General features: G+C 71.1%; 12 protein-coding genes. 5 read left to right on the forward strand and 7 right to left on the reverse strand.

The annotated features are described in order from the left end of the window. Positions 1 to 2 precede the first annotated feature (2 nt). From Ate02nite_RS22540 to Ate02nite_RS22550, 3 genes are all read left to right on the forward strand, one after another. Entirely contained in the window at positions 3 to 956 is a 954-nt protein-coding gene (locus Ate02nite_RS22540) for a GlxA family transcriptional regulator (RefSeq protein WP_203808658.1), read from the forward strand. A gap of 63 nt (positions 957 to 1,019) precedes the next feature. Then, on the forward strand, positions 1,020 to 2,015 hold the full coding sequence (gene gap, locus Ate02nite_RS22545; RefSeq protein ID WP_203808660.1) for a type I glyceraldehyde-3-phosphate dehydrogenase: 996 nt from the start codon (positions 1,020 to 1,022) through the stop codon (positions 2,013 to 2,015). A gap of 187 nt (positions 2,016 to 2,202) precedes the next feature. Then, a complete protein-coding gene (locus Ate02nite_RS22550; RefSeq protein WP_203808662.1) occupies positions 2,203 to 2,445 on the forward strand; it encodes a type II toxin-antitoxin system Phd/YefM family antitoxin in 243 nt (80 codons plus the stop codon). Between the two features lie 94 nt (positions 2,446 to 2,539). Here the strand turns inward: Ate02nite_RS22550 and Ate02nite_RS22555 are convergent, their stop codons facing one another. Both Ate02nite_RS22555 and Ate02nite_RS22560 read right to left on the reverse strand, forming a co-directional pair. Further along, a complete protein-coding gene (locus Ate02nite_RS22555) occupies positions 2,540 to 2,845 on the reverse strand; it encodes an STAS domain-containing protein (protein WP_203808664.1) in 306 nt (101 codons plus the stop codon). After that, positions 2,842 to 6,867 carry a SpoIIE family protein phosphatase gene (locus Ate02nite_RS22560; protein ID WP_203808666.1) on the reverse strand — a complete coding sequence of 1,342 codons (4,026 nt, stop codon included), beginning with the start codon at positions 6,865 to 6,867 and terminating at the stop codon, positions 2,842 to 2,844. Before Ate02nite_RS22560 ends, Ate02nite_RS22555 begins: the two co-directional genes overlap by 4 nt. A gap of 207 nt (positions 6,868 to 7,074) precedes the next feature. On the opposite strand from Ate02nite_RS22560, the gene Ate02nite_RS22565 reads away from it, so the two are divergent. Continuing rightward, complete coding sequence (locus tag Ate02nite_RS22565; RefSeq protein ID WP_203808668.1) at positions 7,075 to 9,810, forward strand: TIM-barrel domain-containing protein; 2,736 nt, start codon at positions 7,075 to 7,077, stop codon at positions 9,808 to 9,810. On the opposite strand, the gene Ate02nite_RS22570 is transcribed toward Ate02nite_RS22565, so the two are convergent. The 5 genes from Ate02nite_RS22570 to Ate02nite_RS22590 all read right to left on the reverse strand — a co-directional run bounded on the left by Ate02nite_RS22570 (position 9,788) and on the right by Ate02nite_RS22590 (position 12,989). Next, positions 9,788 to 10,003, reverse strand: a complete 216-nt coding sequence (locus tag Ate02nite_RS22570; RefSeq protein WP_203808670.1) for a hypothetical protein — start codon at positions 10,001 to 10,003, stop codon at positions 9,788 to 9,790. The two genes, Ate02nite_RS22565 and Ate02nite_RS22570, sit on opposite strands and share 23 nt — an antisense overlap. Positions 10,004 to 10,207: 204 nt before the next feature. Next, on the reverse strand, positions 10,208 to 10,624 hold the full coding sequence (locus Ate02nite_RS22575) for a hypothetical protein (RefSeq protein WP_203808672.1): 417 nt from the start codon (positions 10,622 to 10,624) through the stop codon (positions 10,208 to 10,210). 15 nt (positions 10,625 to 10,639) lie between these two features. After that, positions 10,640 to 11,017: a hypothetical protein gene (locus Ate02nite_RS22580; protein WP_203808674.1), complete on the reverse strand. Its 378-nt coding sequence runs from the start codon at positions 11,015 to 11,017 to the stop codon at positions 10,640 to 10,642. Between the two features lie 200 nt (positions 11,018 to 11,217). Further along, a complete protein-coding gene (locus Ate02nite_RS22585) occupies positions 11,218 to 12,366 on the reverse strand; it encodes a lysylphosphatidylglycerol synthase transmembrane domain-containing protein (protein WP_203808676.1) in 1,149 nt (382 codons plus the stop codon). Positions 12,367 to 12,458: 92 nt separating this feature from the next. Then, positions 12,459 to 12,989, reverse strand: coding sequence for a CGNR zinc finger domain-containing protein (locus Ate02nite_RS22590; protein ID WP_203808678.1), 531 nt, complete (start codon positions 12,987 to 12,989; stop codon positions 12,459 to 12,461). Between the two features lie 26 nt (positions 12,990 to 13,015). Between Ate02nite_RS22590 and Ate02nite_RS22595 the strand changes: the two genes are divergently transcribed. After that, complete coding sequence (locus tag Ate02nite_RS22595) at positions 13,016 to 14,311, forward strand: MFS transporter (RefSeq protein ID WP_203808680.1); 1,296 nt, start codon at positions 13,016 to 13,018, stop codon at positions 14,309 to 14,311. Positions 14,312 to 14,410: the final 99 nt, after the last annotated feature.

The raw sequence follows: 14,410 nt of genomic DNA on the forward strand, positions 1-14,410 counted from the left end.
GCGTGGCCGCCGATCGACTGCACCGCATCGCCGTACTCGTCCTGGAAGGGGCGAAACCGCTCGACGTCGGCATCCCCGCGCAGGTTTTCACCACCCGGGCGAGCATGCCCTACGAGGTACGGGTGTGCGGTCCCGCGCCCGGCCTGGTGACCGGCGGCGACGGCCTGTCGTACCACGTCGCCGACGGCCTCGACGTGCTCGCCTGGGCCGACATCGTCTTCATCCCCGGCTACCGGTTCCCCGACCGGGACGACCCGCCTCCAGCCGTGGTCGACGCGCTGCTGGCCGCGCACGCCCGCGGCGCGCGGCTGGCCGCCATCTCCACCGGCGCGTTCGCGCTGGCCGCCACCGGGCTGCTCGACGGACGCCGGGCGACCACGCACTGGCACTACACCCGGGCCCTGGCCGCGAAACACCCGTCGGTGCGGGTCGACGAGAACGTCCTGTTCGTCGACGAGGGCAGCGTGCTCACCTCGGCCGGCGCTGCCTCCGGCCTCGACCTGTGCCTGCATATCCTGCGCGGCGACCTCGGCGTGGCCGGCGCCAACCACGCGGCCCGGCGGCTGGTCGCGGCGCCGTTCCGCAGCGGCGGCCAGGCCCAGTACGTTCCGCACAGCGTCCCCGAACCGCTCGGCGAACGGTTCGCCGCCACCCGCGAGTGGGCCCTGCACCGCCTCGGCAAGCCGCTCACCCTGGAGATGCTGGCCCGGCACGCGGCGGTGTCCCCGCGCACGTTCTCCCGGCGCTTCGCCGAGGACACCGGCGACACCCCGATGGAATGGGTGCTGCGGGCCCGCATCGACATGGCCCGCGAGCTGCTCGAACTCTCCGGCCGCGGGATCGAGCAGATCGCCGCCGACGTCGGCCTGGGCACCGGCGCCAACCTGCGGATGCACTTCCGCCGGGTGCTGGGCACCACCCCGAGCGAATACCGGCGTACGTTCCGCCTGGCGTGATCCTTGCGAACCATGGCGCGCCCGCCGCTGTCTGTTACGGCTGGTTTTCGTGAGGCTGAAGACATGACACGCATCGCCATCAACGGATTCGGCCGCATCGGCCGCAACGTGCTGCGCGCTCTGCTGGAGCGGGACAGCAAACTCGACGTCGTCGCCGTCAACGACCTCACCGAGCCCACGGCCCTGGCCCGGCTGCTCGCCTTCGACTCCACCTCCGGCCGACTGGGCCGCCCGGTCACGGTAGACGGCGACGAGCTGGTCGTCGACGGCCGCCGGATCAAGGTGCTGGCCGAACGGGATCCGGCCCAGCTGCCCTGGGCGGAGCTGGGCGTCGACGTGGTGCTGGAGGCCACCGGCCGTTTCACGGCCGCCACCGCGGCCCGCGCCCACCTGACGGCGGGCGCGAAGAAGGTCCTGGTGGGCGCGCCTTCCGACGGCGCCGACGTGACCATCGCGTACGGCGTGAACAACGACGCGTACGACCCGGCCACCCACACGATCATCTCGAACGCGTCCTGTACGACGAACGCCCTGGCCCCGCTGGCCGCGGTCCTGGACGAGCTGGCCGGCATCGAACACGGCTTCATGACCACGGTGCACGCGTACACCCAGGAGCAGAACCTCCAGGACGGCCCGCACCGAGACCCCCGCCGGGCCCGTGCGGCCGCGGTGAACATCGTCCCGACCACGACCGGCGCGGCCAAGGCGATCGGCAAGGTCCTCCCGCGCCTGGACGGCAAACTGACCGGCGACTCGATCCGGGTCCCGGTCCCGGTGGGCTCGATCGTGGAGCTGAACACCACGGTCACCCGAGAGGTAACCCGAGACGAGGTCCTCACGGCGTACCGAGTGGCCGCCGACGGCCCCCTGTCCGGCATCCTCGAATATTCGGAAGATGCCCTGGTCTCCGCCGACATAGTCGGAAACCCGGCGTCGTCAATCTTCGACTCGGCCCTGACCCGGGTGGACGGCCGCCACATCAAGGTAGTCGCCTGGTACGACAACGAGTGGGGCTTCTCCAACCGAGTAATAGACACCCTGGAACTACTGGGCCAGTAGCCGAACCTACCTTCCTCACGTTTGATCGGCGTCGCCCCGGGACGTAGCGCGTGGAGACCATCCAGGGACTCCGCGCGCTCACCCGCCCGATGCACGGCCGGAAGAACCGCCGCAATTGCCCGAGCCTCAGGTAGCGCAGAGCCGATTCGATGAGGTACAGCTTTTCTGGACGTCTCTGGGGGTAGGCATGCGGACGGTGAGCTTGACTCAGTTGCGGCAGAATCTTGCCGCCGAGCTCGACAGCGTGATCGACGACGCCGAGGAACTGGTAGTGACTCGCTCGGGACGCCACCCGGTCGTCATCGTGCCATTGGCCGAGTACGAGTCGATGAAGGAGACCGAGTACCTCCTTCGCAGCCCGGCTAACGCGGAAGCCTTGCGCCGGTCGCTTGCAGAGCTGGACCGAGGCAGGGCGCCGAAGTCTCCGTAGGAAGTCCATTCCCACGGTGCAATTCGAAGGGAAGCAGTCGGTTCCGGACCGCGATTACCAAATTTTGAGGAGTTGAACCACCAAATCCGAGGCGCTACTGCGCGTCGCGGACGGTGGTCAGGTCGGCTAAGCCGGCCACCGTCAGGACCGGGGCCAGCAAGGGGGAGGCCAGCAGGGTCACCTGTTCGATGTGCGGGAACAGGGCGGCCAGGCCGGCGCTGTCCAGGTACTCCACGGCGGTCAGGTCGACGATGATGGGGGCCTGGGCGGCCTGCTTGCGGGCGCCGGTCAGGGCGGCGGCGAAGGCGTCGGCGTTGCTCATGTCGATTTCGCCGGTGGCGGCCAGGACTACCGCGCCGTCCGTGTGGCGGCCGGTGGTGAAGGTCAGTGCGGTGCTCATCGCGGGATCCTTGCCTGCAGGGCGACGACGGTGCCGGCCGTGCCGGTGGTCACGGTTACCTCGGTCATCAAGGCTCTCATCAGCTTGAGGCCTCGTCCCCGATGTGGGTTGGCGGCCGGCTGTGGTGTCTTCCAGCGGCCGCGGTCGGTGATGGTCAGGTGCAGCTCGTCGGCGGTGGCGGCGGCGCGCAGGCGGATCTGCTCGCCGGCCGTGTGCCGGTGCCCGTGCTCGATGGCGTTGGCGCAGGCCTCGCCCGCGGCCACCAGGATGTTCTGGGTCGTGGTGGGGTCGATGCCGCAGCGGGCCAGCCAGCCGCGCAGAGCCGACCGCACCGGGGAGAGCCGGCCGGGTTCGGCGGGAAAGTCGAGTTCCAGCGGGCCGGGATGGCGGTACAGCAGCAGGGCCACGTCGTCGTCGTATCCGCCGGAGGGGGCCATGCTCGCCATCAGTTCGGCGGCCAGGTCCTCGATCGCGGCCGCGCGTCCCTCCTGGACCGTGGCGGTGACCCGGTCGATGCCGTCGGTCAGTGGATGCTTGCGGCGTTCGACCAGGCCGTCGGTGTAGAGCAGCAGCGTGGCCCGGGCCGGCACCAGGTAGTGCGCCTCGGGGCGCTCACCGGCCAGCGGGACCCCGAGCGGGCGGGACCGGCCCTGGTCGAGCAGGTCGCTGGTGCCGTCGGGGTGGATGACCACGGCGGGCGGATGCCCGGCGCTGGAGTAGGCGAGCCCGCCGCCGGCCGGGTCGAGGACGCCGACGAAGACGGTGGCGCACATGGCGCCGGGCAGCTGCGCCGCGAAGCGGTCCAGGGCGGTGAGGGTCTGCGCCGGGTCGGTGTTCTGCAGCAGCAGGGCCCGGCAGGCGCTGCGGAGCTGGCCCATCACGGTGGCCGCCTGCAGGCCGTGCCCGACGCAGTCGCCGACGACGATGCCGATCCGGCCGTCGTCCAGCGGGACCGTGTCGTACCAGTCGCCGCCGACCTTCAACGGCCGGGTGGCGGGGGCGTAGCGGACCGCGAAGCCGGTCGGCAGCTGAGCCGGGCCGAGGATGGCGCGTTGCAGCGCCAGTGCGGTCTCCCGCTGCTGGTCGATCTGGTGAATGCGGTGCAGACCCTGGCCGAGGTGCCCGGCCAGCAGCGCCAGCAGGGTCTGGTCCTGCTCGGTGAACGGCCGGTTCTCGGCCAGCTCGACCCGCAGCACCATGGTGCCGTCGGGGTGTTCCAGCGCGATGCCGGCCCCGCCGGACTGCTCGGCGACCGGGGTGAGCAGGGGCTCGGTGCGCAGCTTGGCGATGGCCTGGCGGCTCGGTTCGGCCAGGTTCTCCCAGCGGACGCGCGGGTCGGTGGTGGTCAGCGCGGGCGGGCCGGCCTCGGTGAACACGGCCGCGTACACCTCGGTGGCCTGCCACAGCCCCCTCAGTGAGGACAGCACCCCGTCCAGGGCGGCGGCCTGGCTGTCGGCCTGGGAGAGCCGCACACTCAGCGCGGCCAGGGCGCTGTCCCGCTGCACGGCGTAGTGCTCGGCGGTGACGTCGCGGAACGTGCCGACGATGACCCGCCGCCCGGTTTCCGGGTCCTCGACCCGGCTGAACGCGGCAGCCACCCACAGCCGGTGCCCGTCGCGGTGCGCCACCGGGATCGTGTAGGAGCCGCGAGCCTTGTCGAGAATCATCGCGAACGCCGCGTTGACCTGCTGATATCCCTCAGGGTCACCGTCCCGGTCCGGCCACCAGGGATGCACCGGAGCGTACGGGAGACCTTCCGGCCCGTACCCCAGGATGTCGGTGAAGGTCGAGTTGATCTCGATGACCGCGCCGTCGTCGTCGCAGACGAAGAACGCCTCCTGCAGCGAGTCGACAAGCGCGGTGCGCCACCGCGCGTGGTGGTTGCGCAGCCGCGCGAGGGCCACGTTGGCCCGCACCCGGGCCAGCAGCTCGGCCGAGGAGAACGGCTTGACCAGGTAGTCGTCGGCGCCGGCTTCCAGGCCTTCGATGGAGGCCTCCTGGCCGGCCCGGGCCGAGAGCAGCAGCACCGGCGTGCCGGCCGTGCGCGGGTCGCCGCGCAGCGCCGCGACCAGCTCGAGGCCGTCCATCCGGGGCATCATGACGTCGCTGACGATCAGGTCGGGGAGCTGCCTGCGGGCCTCGTCCAGGGCTTCCTGCCCGTCGGCGACCGCCTGCACCTCGTGCCCGGCCGATTGCAGCAGCCGGACGAGGTAGTCCCGCATGTCCGCGTTGTCGTCGGCGACCAGAACCCGGGCGCCGCCCTGCTGGGTGGGCGCCACATCAACAGAAGAAGGGAGCCAGCGCAAGGCCTCCTGGACGTACGGCGAGGCAGTGTCCGAGACCGTGACGGCGCTGCCCGCGGTGGCCACCGCGTCGGCCGGCAGGTGCTCGGCGCCGAACGGCAGCCGGATGGTGAAGGTGGTGCCGGTGCCGATCGCGCTGGTCGCCTCGATGGTGCCGCCGTGCAGCTCGACGAGTTCCTTGACCAGGGCCAGGCCGATGCCGCTGCCCTCGTTGGAACGGGACCGGGCGTTCTCGATCCGGTGGAACCGTTCGAACAGGCGGGGCATCTCGTCGGCGGCCACCCCGATGCCGGTGTCGGCCACGGTGACCACCGCCCGGTCGCCGGCCGGGTGCACGGCGATCCGCACGCCACCGGCGAAGGTGAACTTCAGCGCGTTGCTGAGCAGGTTGAGGATCACCTTCTCCCACATGCCGCGGTCCAGGTAGACCGGCTGGTCCATGGGCGGGCAGTCGACCTCGAAGGTGAGGCCGGCCCGCTCGACGGCGGAGCGGAACACGCTGGCCAGGTCGCTGGTGGCGGCGGGCAGGTCGACCGGCTCGTAGTGGGCCTGCATCCGGCCGGCTTCGATCCGGGAGAAGTCGAGCAGGGTGTTGACCAGCTTGCCCAGCCGCAGCCCGTTGCGGTGGATGACGTCCAGCTCGGCGCGGACCGTCTCGTCCGGGGTCCGGGCGAGCAGATCCTCGACCGGACCCATGATCAGGGTCAGCGGCGTACGGAACTCGTGGCTGATGTTGGAGAAGAACGCCGTCTTGGCCCGGTCGAGCTCGGTCAGCGCCTCGTAGTTGCGGGCGCTCGTGATGCCGGCCGCGAGGTGCCCGGCGGCCAGTTCGACGAAACCGCGGTAGCCCTCGTCGAGCACGCGGTACCGGTTGAGGCCGGCCACTATGAACCCGTACGGCGTGCCGCCCTGTTGCAGCAGCGGCACCAGCAGCGCCTGGGTGGGCGGCTCGTCCCAGTCCCCGGCGGGCAGGTCCCCGTCGAGCGGCACCACCGGGCTGTCGGCGAGGTCGGCGACCGGCCACGCCGGCAACGGGGGAGGCCCGCCCTCGAAGCCGGTGGATGCGGCCAGCCGCACGTCGGGGCCGTCGAACAGGTAGGTCAGCGTGAACGGCAGGTCGCGCCGGTTGCGGGCGAGCTGGGCGCTGGCGAAGGTCAGCATCTCCTGCTCGGCGCGGACCGCGCTGGGGTCGGAGCCGAGGTCGCGCAGCGTCGCCATCCGGCGTTCGCCGATGATCCGCTCGGTCTCCTCGCTGACCACGCACAGCATCCCGACCAGCGCGCCGTCGTCGTCGCGCAGCGGGCTGTAGGAGAACGTGTGGTAACTCTCCTCCCGGTAGCCGGACCGCTCGACGAACAGCAGCAGCGCTTCGTCCCAGGTCGCGGCCCCGCTGGACAGCACCGTCGCGATCCGCGGGCCGATGTCGCCCCAGATCTCGGCCCACACGTCGCTGGCCGGCCGGCCCAGCGCCCACGGGTACTTCTCGCCGAGCGTGTCGCGCCGGTAGGCGTCGTTGCAGAAGAACGTGAGATCCGGCCCCCACGCCATCCACATCGGGAAACGTGACGACAGCAGGATGCTGACCGCGGTCCGGAGGCTCTGCGGCCAGCCGTCCGGCGCGCCCAGCGGCGTCTCGTCCCAGCTCACGGCGGCGAGGTCGAGCCCGACGTCACCGCCGCCCGCGAACACCTCGGCCGGCCGACGTTCGCCCTCACCCATTGCCCGAGCTCTCCTTCAAAGAACGCCGTGCCTGCGGGTTGCAGGATAAACGGCCCGCTCGCGTCGCGCCCGTCGGACCGGCGGGAGCACCCCACCAGGGCATGCGCGTTCGGGCATGTCCTTGATCGATGCATTGACATTTGTTTCGGTCGGACGACAGCGTTGTCACCAGCGGATGTCGGGATTCATCCGGGCGAGGGGTGCACCATGCGCGAACACAGTTGGTACCGCCGGGCCGCCGCTGGTGTGGCGAGTGTCATTCTGATCATCGCGCCGTCGCCGTCCGCCCAGGCCCACAGCCATCGGAAGAGCGCGGCCGTCATCTCCGGGGACGCCCGCTTCCAGGTGCTCTCGCCGATGCTGATCCGCACCGAGTACGCGCCGGGCGGCACCTTCACCGACGCCGCCACCTTCAACGTGGTCGGCCGGGACAAATTCGCCGCCACGCCCTACACCACCAGCACCGCGCAGGGCTGGCTGACCATCGATACCGGCTCGCTGACGCTTCGCTACCGGGTGGGTTCGGGGTCTTTCTCCACCGACAATCTGACCGTACGGCTGAAGACCGGCCAGCAAGTCGTGCAGGCCGCGCCGTGGACCGGGCACACCGTTCCGGACTGCGCGATCGGTGTCCTGTGCGAGGCCGAGTCGCTCGCCGTCAGCGGGCCCGGCATCGCGTCCGATCACAGCGGCTACACCGGGGCCGGGTTCGCGGCCGGGTTCCAGGCGACCGGCGATTCACTTGGCTTCACGGTCACCGCCCCCGCCGCCGGGGCCTATCAGCTGGGCGTGCGCTACGCCAACAGCACCGGGGGCGACGGCCAGAACGTCACCCGCACCCTCACCGTCTCGGTGGACGGTGCTCCCGCCCGTACCCTCAGCCTGCCTCCGACCGGAAGCTGGGACACCTGGGCCGTGGCAAACGCCGGGTTGGATCTTGCCGCGGGCAAACATCTGATCAGCGTCGGTCGCGGCGCGACCGACTCCGGCAACGTGAACATCGACAGCCTGGCCGTCGGCCGGACCGGCGACGCCTACCCCGTGCCGGTGCCGCCGGCGCCGCAGCCGTGCCCGTTCGGCACCATCTGCGAGGCGGACACCGGCGCCCTGACCGGCGGCGCGAAGAGCGCCCACGACCACAACGGCTATGCCGGCAGCGGTTTCCTCGCCGGCCTCGAGCAGACCGCGGCCGGGGCTTCCTACACCGTCACCGGGGTGCCGCGGGCCGGCAGTTACCGGGTGCAGCTGCGCTACGCCAACGGCAAGGCCGGGGCGCAGCCGATCCAGTCCCGGTCGATCACGGTCAACGGGGTCGCCGCGACCCTTACGCCGACGAGCGGCTGGGACTACTGGCGCACGGTCTCGGTGCCGGTCACCCTGGCGGCCGGCAGCAACACGGTGACGCTGGGCTGCCCGGCCGCCGACAGCTGCCACGTCAACGTCGACACGATCGCGGTCACCGCGGCGAACTCCCCGCTGCTGGCCCCGCACGCGCCGCTCGGCGGCTATCGCCGTGGCCTGGACGGGGTCGACGGCGGCGCGCTGACCGCGCCCGGCCTGCTGTACCAGGATGGGTGGTCGCTGCTCGACGACTCGGTCGCGGCCGGGCATCAGGACGCGTACGTCTTCGGGTACGGCCAGAACTACCCCCGTGCCCTGCAGGATCTCTCCACCCTGACCGGCCCGACCAAGCTGCTGCCGAAATGGGCGTACGGCGTCTGGTACTCCGAGTACTACGACCGCACCGCCGCCGAGTTCCAGGCGATCGTGACCCGGGCCAAGGCCGAGGGCGTGCCGATGGACGTGCTGGTGGTGGACACCGACTTCAAGGCCCCGGACCGGTGGAACGGCTGGTCGATCGACCCGTCGCGAATCCCCGACCCACAGGGCTTCGTCGATTGGCTGCACGCGCAGGGAGTGCGAACCGGGCTTAACATCCACCCGAGCATCCTCGGTTCCGACCCCAAGTTCGCGCAGGCTCAGGCGACCGCCAAGGGCAAGCTGCAGCGGGTCGGCTGCAACGGCGGCCCGGACTGCTACGTCTTCGACTGGTCCGATCCCGATCAGCTCGCCGCCTACCTCCAGCTGCACCGGTCGATGGCCCCGAAGGGTCTGGACTTCTGGTGGCTGGACTGGTGCTGCGACGGCTCCCGCTCGTCCAGGGCCGACGTCACCCCGGATTCCCTGATCAACCAGAAGTACGCCGAGGAGACCGGTTTCGCCTTCTCCCGGGCGTACGGATCGCTGCAGGCCGGCGGCTACAGCGGGCCGACCGCCGTGCCCACCGGCCCGTGGGCCGACAAGCGAAGCACGCTTCACTTCACCGGCGACACCATCTCCAACTGGGCGACGCTGCAGTTCGAGGTCGGTTACACCGGCGGCGAATCGGTCGCCACCGGGCTGGCCGCGATCAGCCACGACATCGGCGGGCACACCGGCGGCCTGCAGGAACCCGGCACCGAGCCGGGCAGCACCAAGCTGCCGGACGACCTCTACGCCCGGTGGGTGCAGCTCGGCACGTTCCAGCCGATCGACCGGCTGCACTCCAACCACAGCGACCGGCTGCCCTGGCAGTACGGCGCGGCGGCCAAGGCCTCCGCCACCAAATTCCTGCAGCTGCGCCAACAGCTGCAGACCTACACCTACGCCGCTGCCACCGAGGCCACCCGCACGGGTACGCCGATCGTCCGGCCGTTGTATCTGGCCTACCCCGGCGAGCAGGAGGCGTACGCGACGGCCGGCGCCGAATACCTCTACGGCCCCGACTTCCTGGTCGCCCCGGTCACCACGCCGGGCACGACCGCCACCACCACGGTGTGGTTCCCGCCCGGCAACACCTGGCAGGACTACTTCACCGGGGTTACCTATGCCGGGGGCAGCACCGCGCAGGTCACCACGACGCTGGACACCATGCCGGTGTTCAGGCGGCTCGCGCGCCGATAGCCAGGGCCCGCATCAGGAACCGGGGTTCGGCCAGCGCGCTCGGATGCGCGAGCAGGGTGGTGACCTGGCCGACCCGGTGATTGACGCGGTGGTCGCGCATCGACGCCTTGAAGATCAGGCCGCTGGCCCACCGGATCGCCCGGTACCCCGCCGGGTAGGGGCCGTCGACGTGCGGGAGGGCCAGGTCGGCCATCGCGACGCCGGCTGTCCGCCTGGTGATAGGTGGCGACCTCGCCGACCTGCTCAGCGGTGGTGGCCTCGACGCCGTCGTGCCGCACCCCGACGACTTCTTTGCTGTTGAGGACAAGGCCTTCGGCCCGGCCCTGGATCGTACGGACATTGGCCCGGCCCATCACACGGCGGCGGATCAGCGCCTCCAGGAACGGCCGGCTGGAGATCAGCGCTTTTTCGTCCGGGTCGGCCGGAGGTTCGTCGCGGAGCTCGCCGTCGAGATAGAACCGGTTCGTGCCGGGCGGCGGGTTGATCGCGCCGGCCGCGTGGGCCTCCGCGAGGAACCCGGGAACCAGCGTTGCAGCTGATTGATACCGGACGGGAGCAGCGCGTGCACCTGGCTGCCCTGCGGAACGCCCGGCCGGGGCGCGGCCTCGGCCGCCGCCCGCTCGTCCGGCAGGTCGAGCGCGGCAAGGTCGTCCCGCTCGATGATCAGCACCTGCTCGGCGTGGTCGCTGAGCACCCGGGCGGCCATCAGCCCCGCGACGCTGCCACCCAGCACGACCGCCTGCCGGAACAGCACCCGCGGGTTTGCCGGTGTGGTGGACGACGACAACACCGCGAACCGACGAGCAGCAGGCAATTGATCCCCCTTGATTCAGACCTTGGAGTCGATGAACTGGTGCAGCCGCGCCCACTCGCCGTCCGGGAGCGCGCCGTAGACCCGGGCGTCATCGATCAGGTCGCGGGCCCGCGCGTAGTCGCCGGCGAGGAAGGCCGCGCTGGCGTCGGCGTTGGCCTGCCGGCCCAGCTCACGCACGTCGTCGGAGCTGCGCGCGCCGGCCGGCACTTTCTGCTGCCGGAGCCACGCCTGCTCCTCCTCGGTGGCGGCCGCGATCTCAAAGACGTAGCGCAGCGAGTCACCCGCCACGTTCCGGTAGGCCGGCCCCCACTGCTCCAGCGCCAGCAGCAGCTCCCGCTGCCGAACCCGAATTCGTCGCTGTTGCAGGTCATCGTTCTCGACCACCGCGGTCATCGGTCCTCCCCAGGGCCTAGATCAACTAACCCCTGTTTCCCGATGCCATCCGCGACTAACCCCGATCACGACACGACGAGATAACGGTCCAACGTTCGCCTGCCTAACGTTGAAGCTTCTAACGTTGGTGTTTCTAACGTTCGTCTGCCTAACGTTCGTCTGCCTAACGTTCGTCTGCCTAACGTTGGTGTTTCTGCACGTTAGGCGTTCGCGATCTCGTGCGCGCGGGGCTCGGCTTCCGTGCGGGGTTCGGCATCCGCGATGCGAACCCTGGTCGGCCGCGGCGTTGCCGCAGCCGGACCGGCCGTGACCGATGCCTTCGTGGTCAGGGCGGCCGGCGCCTCTGGGGTCAGGGCCGCCGAGCGGCGGATTCGCAGCCAGGAGAGCCAGCCGACGCCGATGATGAAGCCGAAGCTGATCAACCGGTAGAGCACCACCGTGGCCAGGGCGGCTGCGCCGCTCACTCCGCCTGCCATCAGTCCGAGGATCAGGGCGCTGTCGATGATGCCCAGGCCGCCCGGGACGATCGTGATGGTGCCGGCCGCCATGGCGGCGCAGAACGCCAGCAACACGGCGGTCAGTCCGGCCGGGGGCTCGCCGATCGCTCGGAAGCACAGCCACAGGCAGACCGCGTCGAGCAGCCAGTTGAGCAGGGCGAAGGCGGCGGCCGCGACACCGTGGCCGGGGCTGAGCCGGGCGGCGCGCAGCTGTTCGAGGAAGCCGCGGACCCGGTCGTGGCCGTGATGGGCCGGCCGGCGGCGCAGCCGGTTGAACCAGGCCAGCGGGAGCCGGGCCAGCTGCTCGGCCATCTCCGGGCGTTGGGCGATCCGGCGTACGCCGAGGGTGAGCAGCACGGCCGCGACCACCAGGGCGACCAGGTTCTGCCAGTGGGTGGCCCCGCCCGCCGCGATCGCGCTGCCCACGGTGACCACCGCGAGCGCGACGCCGGAGAGAATCCCGCTGAGCGCGATCACCCAGGACGCGATGGCCGGGCTGGCCCCGAACCGGCGCATCTGCTGATAGTTGAGCCGGGTGGAGAACGCCGGTCCGCCGGGCAGGGTCTCGTTGAGTGAATGGGCCGCGAGCGCCAGGCGCATGTTCTCGAGGTAGGGGGCCCGAACCCCGGCCGACCGCAGAAGCCGCCGCTGCATGCGGGCGTAGGCACTCATCGAGGCGACCTCGGCGAAGACCGCGAGGGCAAGCCAGCCCAGATGCGGCGTGCGCAGCTGGCGAAGGGCGCCGGCCAGCGATGACCACCCCAGCACCAGCTCGGTGACCAGCAGCGCCACCACCGCCACCACCGCGACAGCCCGAAGCCACCGCCGATGCCGCGTGCACACTTTCGCCATGACCCAATGATTGCTCGCAGTGCAAGTTTTCTCAATGGGCATGCTTTGTGACGTGCCCGTCAGGCAGCTTCCGTCAGATGCCGGCCAGGCGGTCAGACAGCCAGACGAGCGGGCTGGCGGGCGCGGTGGCGGCGGACGGCGTCTCGGTTGGCGCAGCGGGTTGAGCAGTAGCGCCGGCGGCCGGTGCGGGACGTGTCGGCGACTACCAGGCCGCACTCGGGGACTGCGCAGCGGCGCAGGCGGTGCATGCCTCGGCCGGCCAGGTGCAGTGCGGTGCCTACCGCGATCAGCGACGTCAGCACCGCGCTCGGGGACTGGTCGGGGTCGCGGTAGTGCAGGTGCCAGCCGCCGGTGTGGTCGGTCAGCCGGGGGTAGGCGGCGGCCTCGGCGAGCATCCGGTTGAGCAGCGTGGCTCGCTCGTGGTCGTCGCGGGCGTCGACGATTGTTTCCCAGTTGCCTAGGACGCTCCTGGTTCGGGTGAGGTCTGTCTCGGTGACCGGGGTTTCCAGGATCAGGCCGGCCTCGCGGCATCGTGCGGCCAGCTCGGCGGGGTCGGCCGGGGGTCGGTTCACCAGGTCGGCGGCCAGGTTCACGGCATCCTCGCCGTAAGGGTTGAGATGCATAAGACCATTACAGCAGGCTTGGCTCAATGAAATATCGCTGGGTCATCCTGGCCGTGGCCACCTTTACCCAGGCGGCGGCTGGGTTCTTCGTGCAGGGGGTCGGTGCTCTCGGCGTACAGCTGCGGTCTGATCTTGGAATTTCTGCCGCCCAGCTTGGCCTTCTCGTCTCGGCCGGACAATTCGTGCCGTTGATCGGATTGCTGGTCGCGGGGGAGTTGCTCGACCGCTTCGATGAGCGCTGGGTGGTCACCGCGGGCGCGGCCGTGGTGGGCGGGGCGCTGGTCGCCGGGGCGTTCGCACCCGGGTACGCGGCGTTGCTCGCCGTCCTGCTGGTCGTCGGCGCCGGCTACAGCACCGTGCAGCCGGGCGGCAGCAAATCGGTGGCGTCCTGGTTCGACGCCTCGCGGCGCGGCACCGCGATGGGCATCCGCCAGGCCGGTCTGCCGCTGGGTGCCGCGCTGGCCTCCGCGACGCTGCCTGCGATCGCCACCGCGTTCGGCTGGCGCGCCACGCCGCTCACCGGCGGGCTCATCGCACTGCTCGGCGCAGCCGCCTTCCTGACCCTTTATCGTCGCCCGCCCGCGTTGCCCACCGGCGCTGCGTCGGCCACCGGCTCGCGCGCCGGCGCCACCTGGACCTCTGCCCTGCGCGTCGGTGCCGGGCCGGGCGCTGACGCCGTCTCGGTTGCCGAATCGGGCGGCGGGGCTGCCCTGGCTGCCGGCTCGGGTGCTGGGGCTGAGCGGGCGGTCGGGTCGCGGCGGGCGCTGCTGCGGGAGCCAGGGATGCGGCGGGCGTTGCGGTATGGCGTGGGGCTGATCTCCGTACAGTGTGGGATTGGGCTTTTGACTGTTCTTCATCTGCATGACGCCGCCGGCATGTCGGCCGGGCGGGCCACCGCGATTTTGGTGGCTGCCCAGGGTGCCGGGGTCGCCGGGCGGATTCTGCTCGCCGCCTGGAGCGACCGGGCTCCGGCCCGGCGCCATGACGTCGTGCGGGTCAGCATGCTTGCCGTTGCCGCCGGGCTGCTGGTGGTGATGACGCCGCTGGGTGGGTCGGCGGTGGCGGCGAGTATCGCGTTCGTCTGGCTCGGGTTCTTCGGCATCGGGTGGTACGGGCCCTGGGTGGCGATGGTCGCCGAGGTCGCCCCGGGGCGGACCGGGTTCGCGCTCGGCCTGGCCATGATGGGCAACCAGGTCGCGATCGTGCTCGTCCCGCCGCTGCTGGGACTGCTTCGCGACGCCACCGGTGGCTTCACCGTGGCGTGGGGTCTGCTCCTAGGGATGACATGCGCGGCGCTCGTTCGGGTGCGCGGGAACCAATAGCGGGGCTCGGGCGACCAACGTCACAGTTGCCGGCTCATCCCCATGAGGTGCTCATGTCCACCGATGCCCCGCCGTCCTCCGCCCCGCCGTTACGGCAGG

It is taken from the genome of Paractinoplanes tereljensis, from assembly GCF_016862435.1.
GTDB classification, from domain to species: domain Bacteria; phylum Actinomycetota; class Actinomycetes; order Mycobacteriales; family Micromonosporaceae; genus Actinoplanes; species Actinoplanes tereljensis.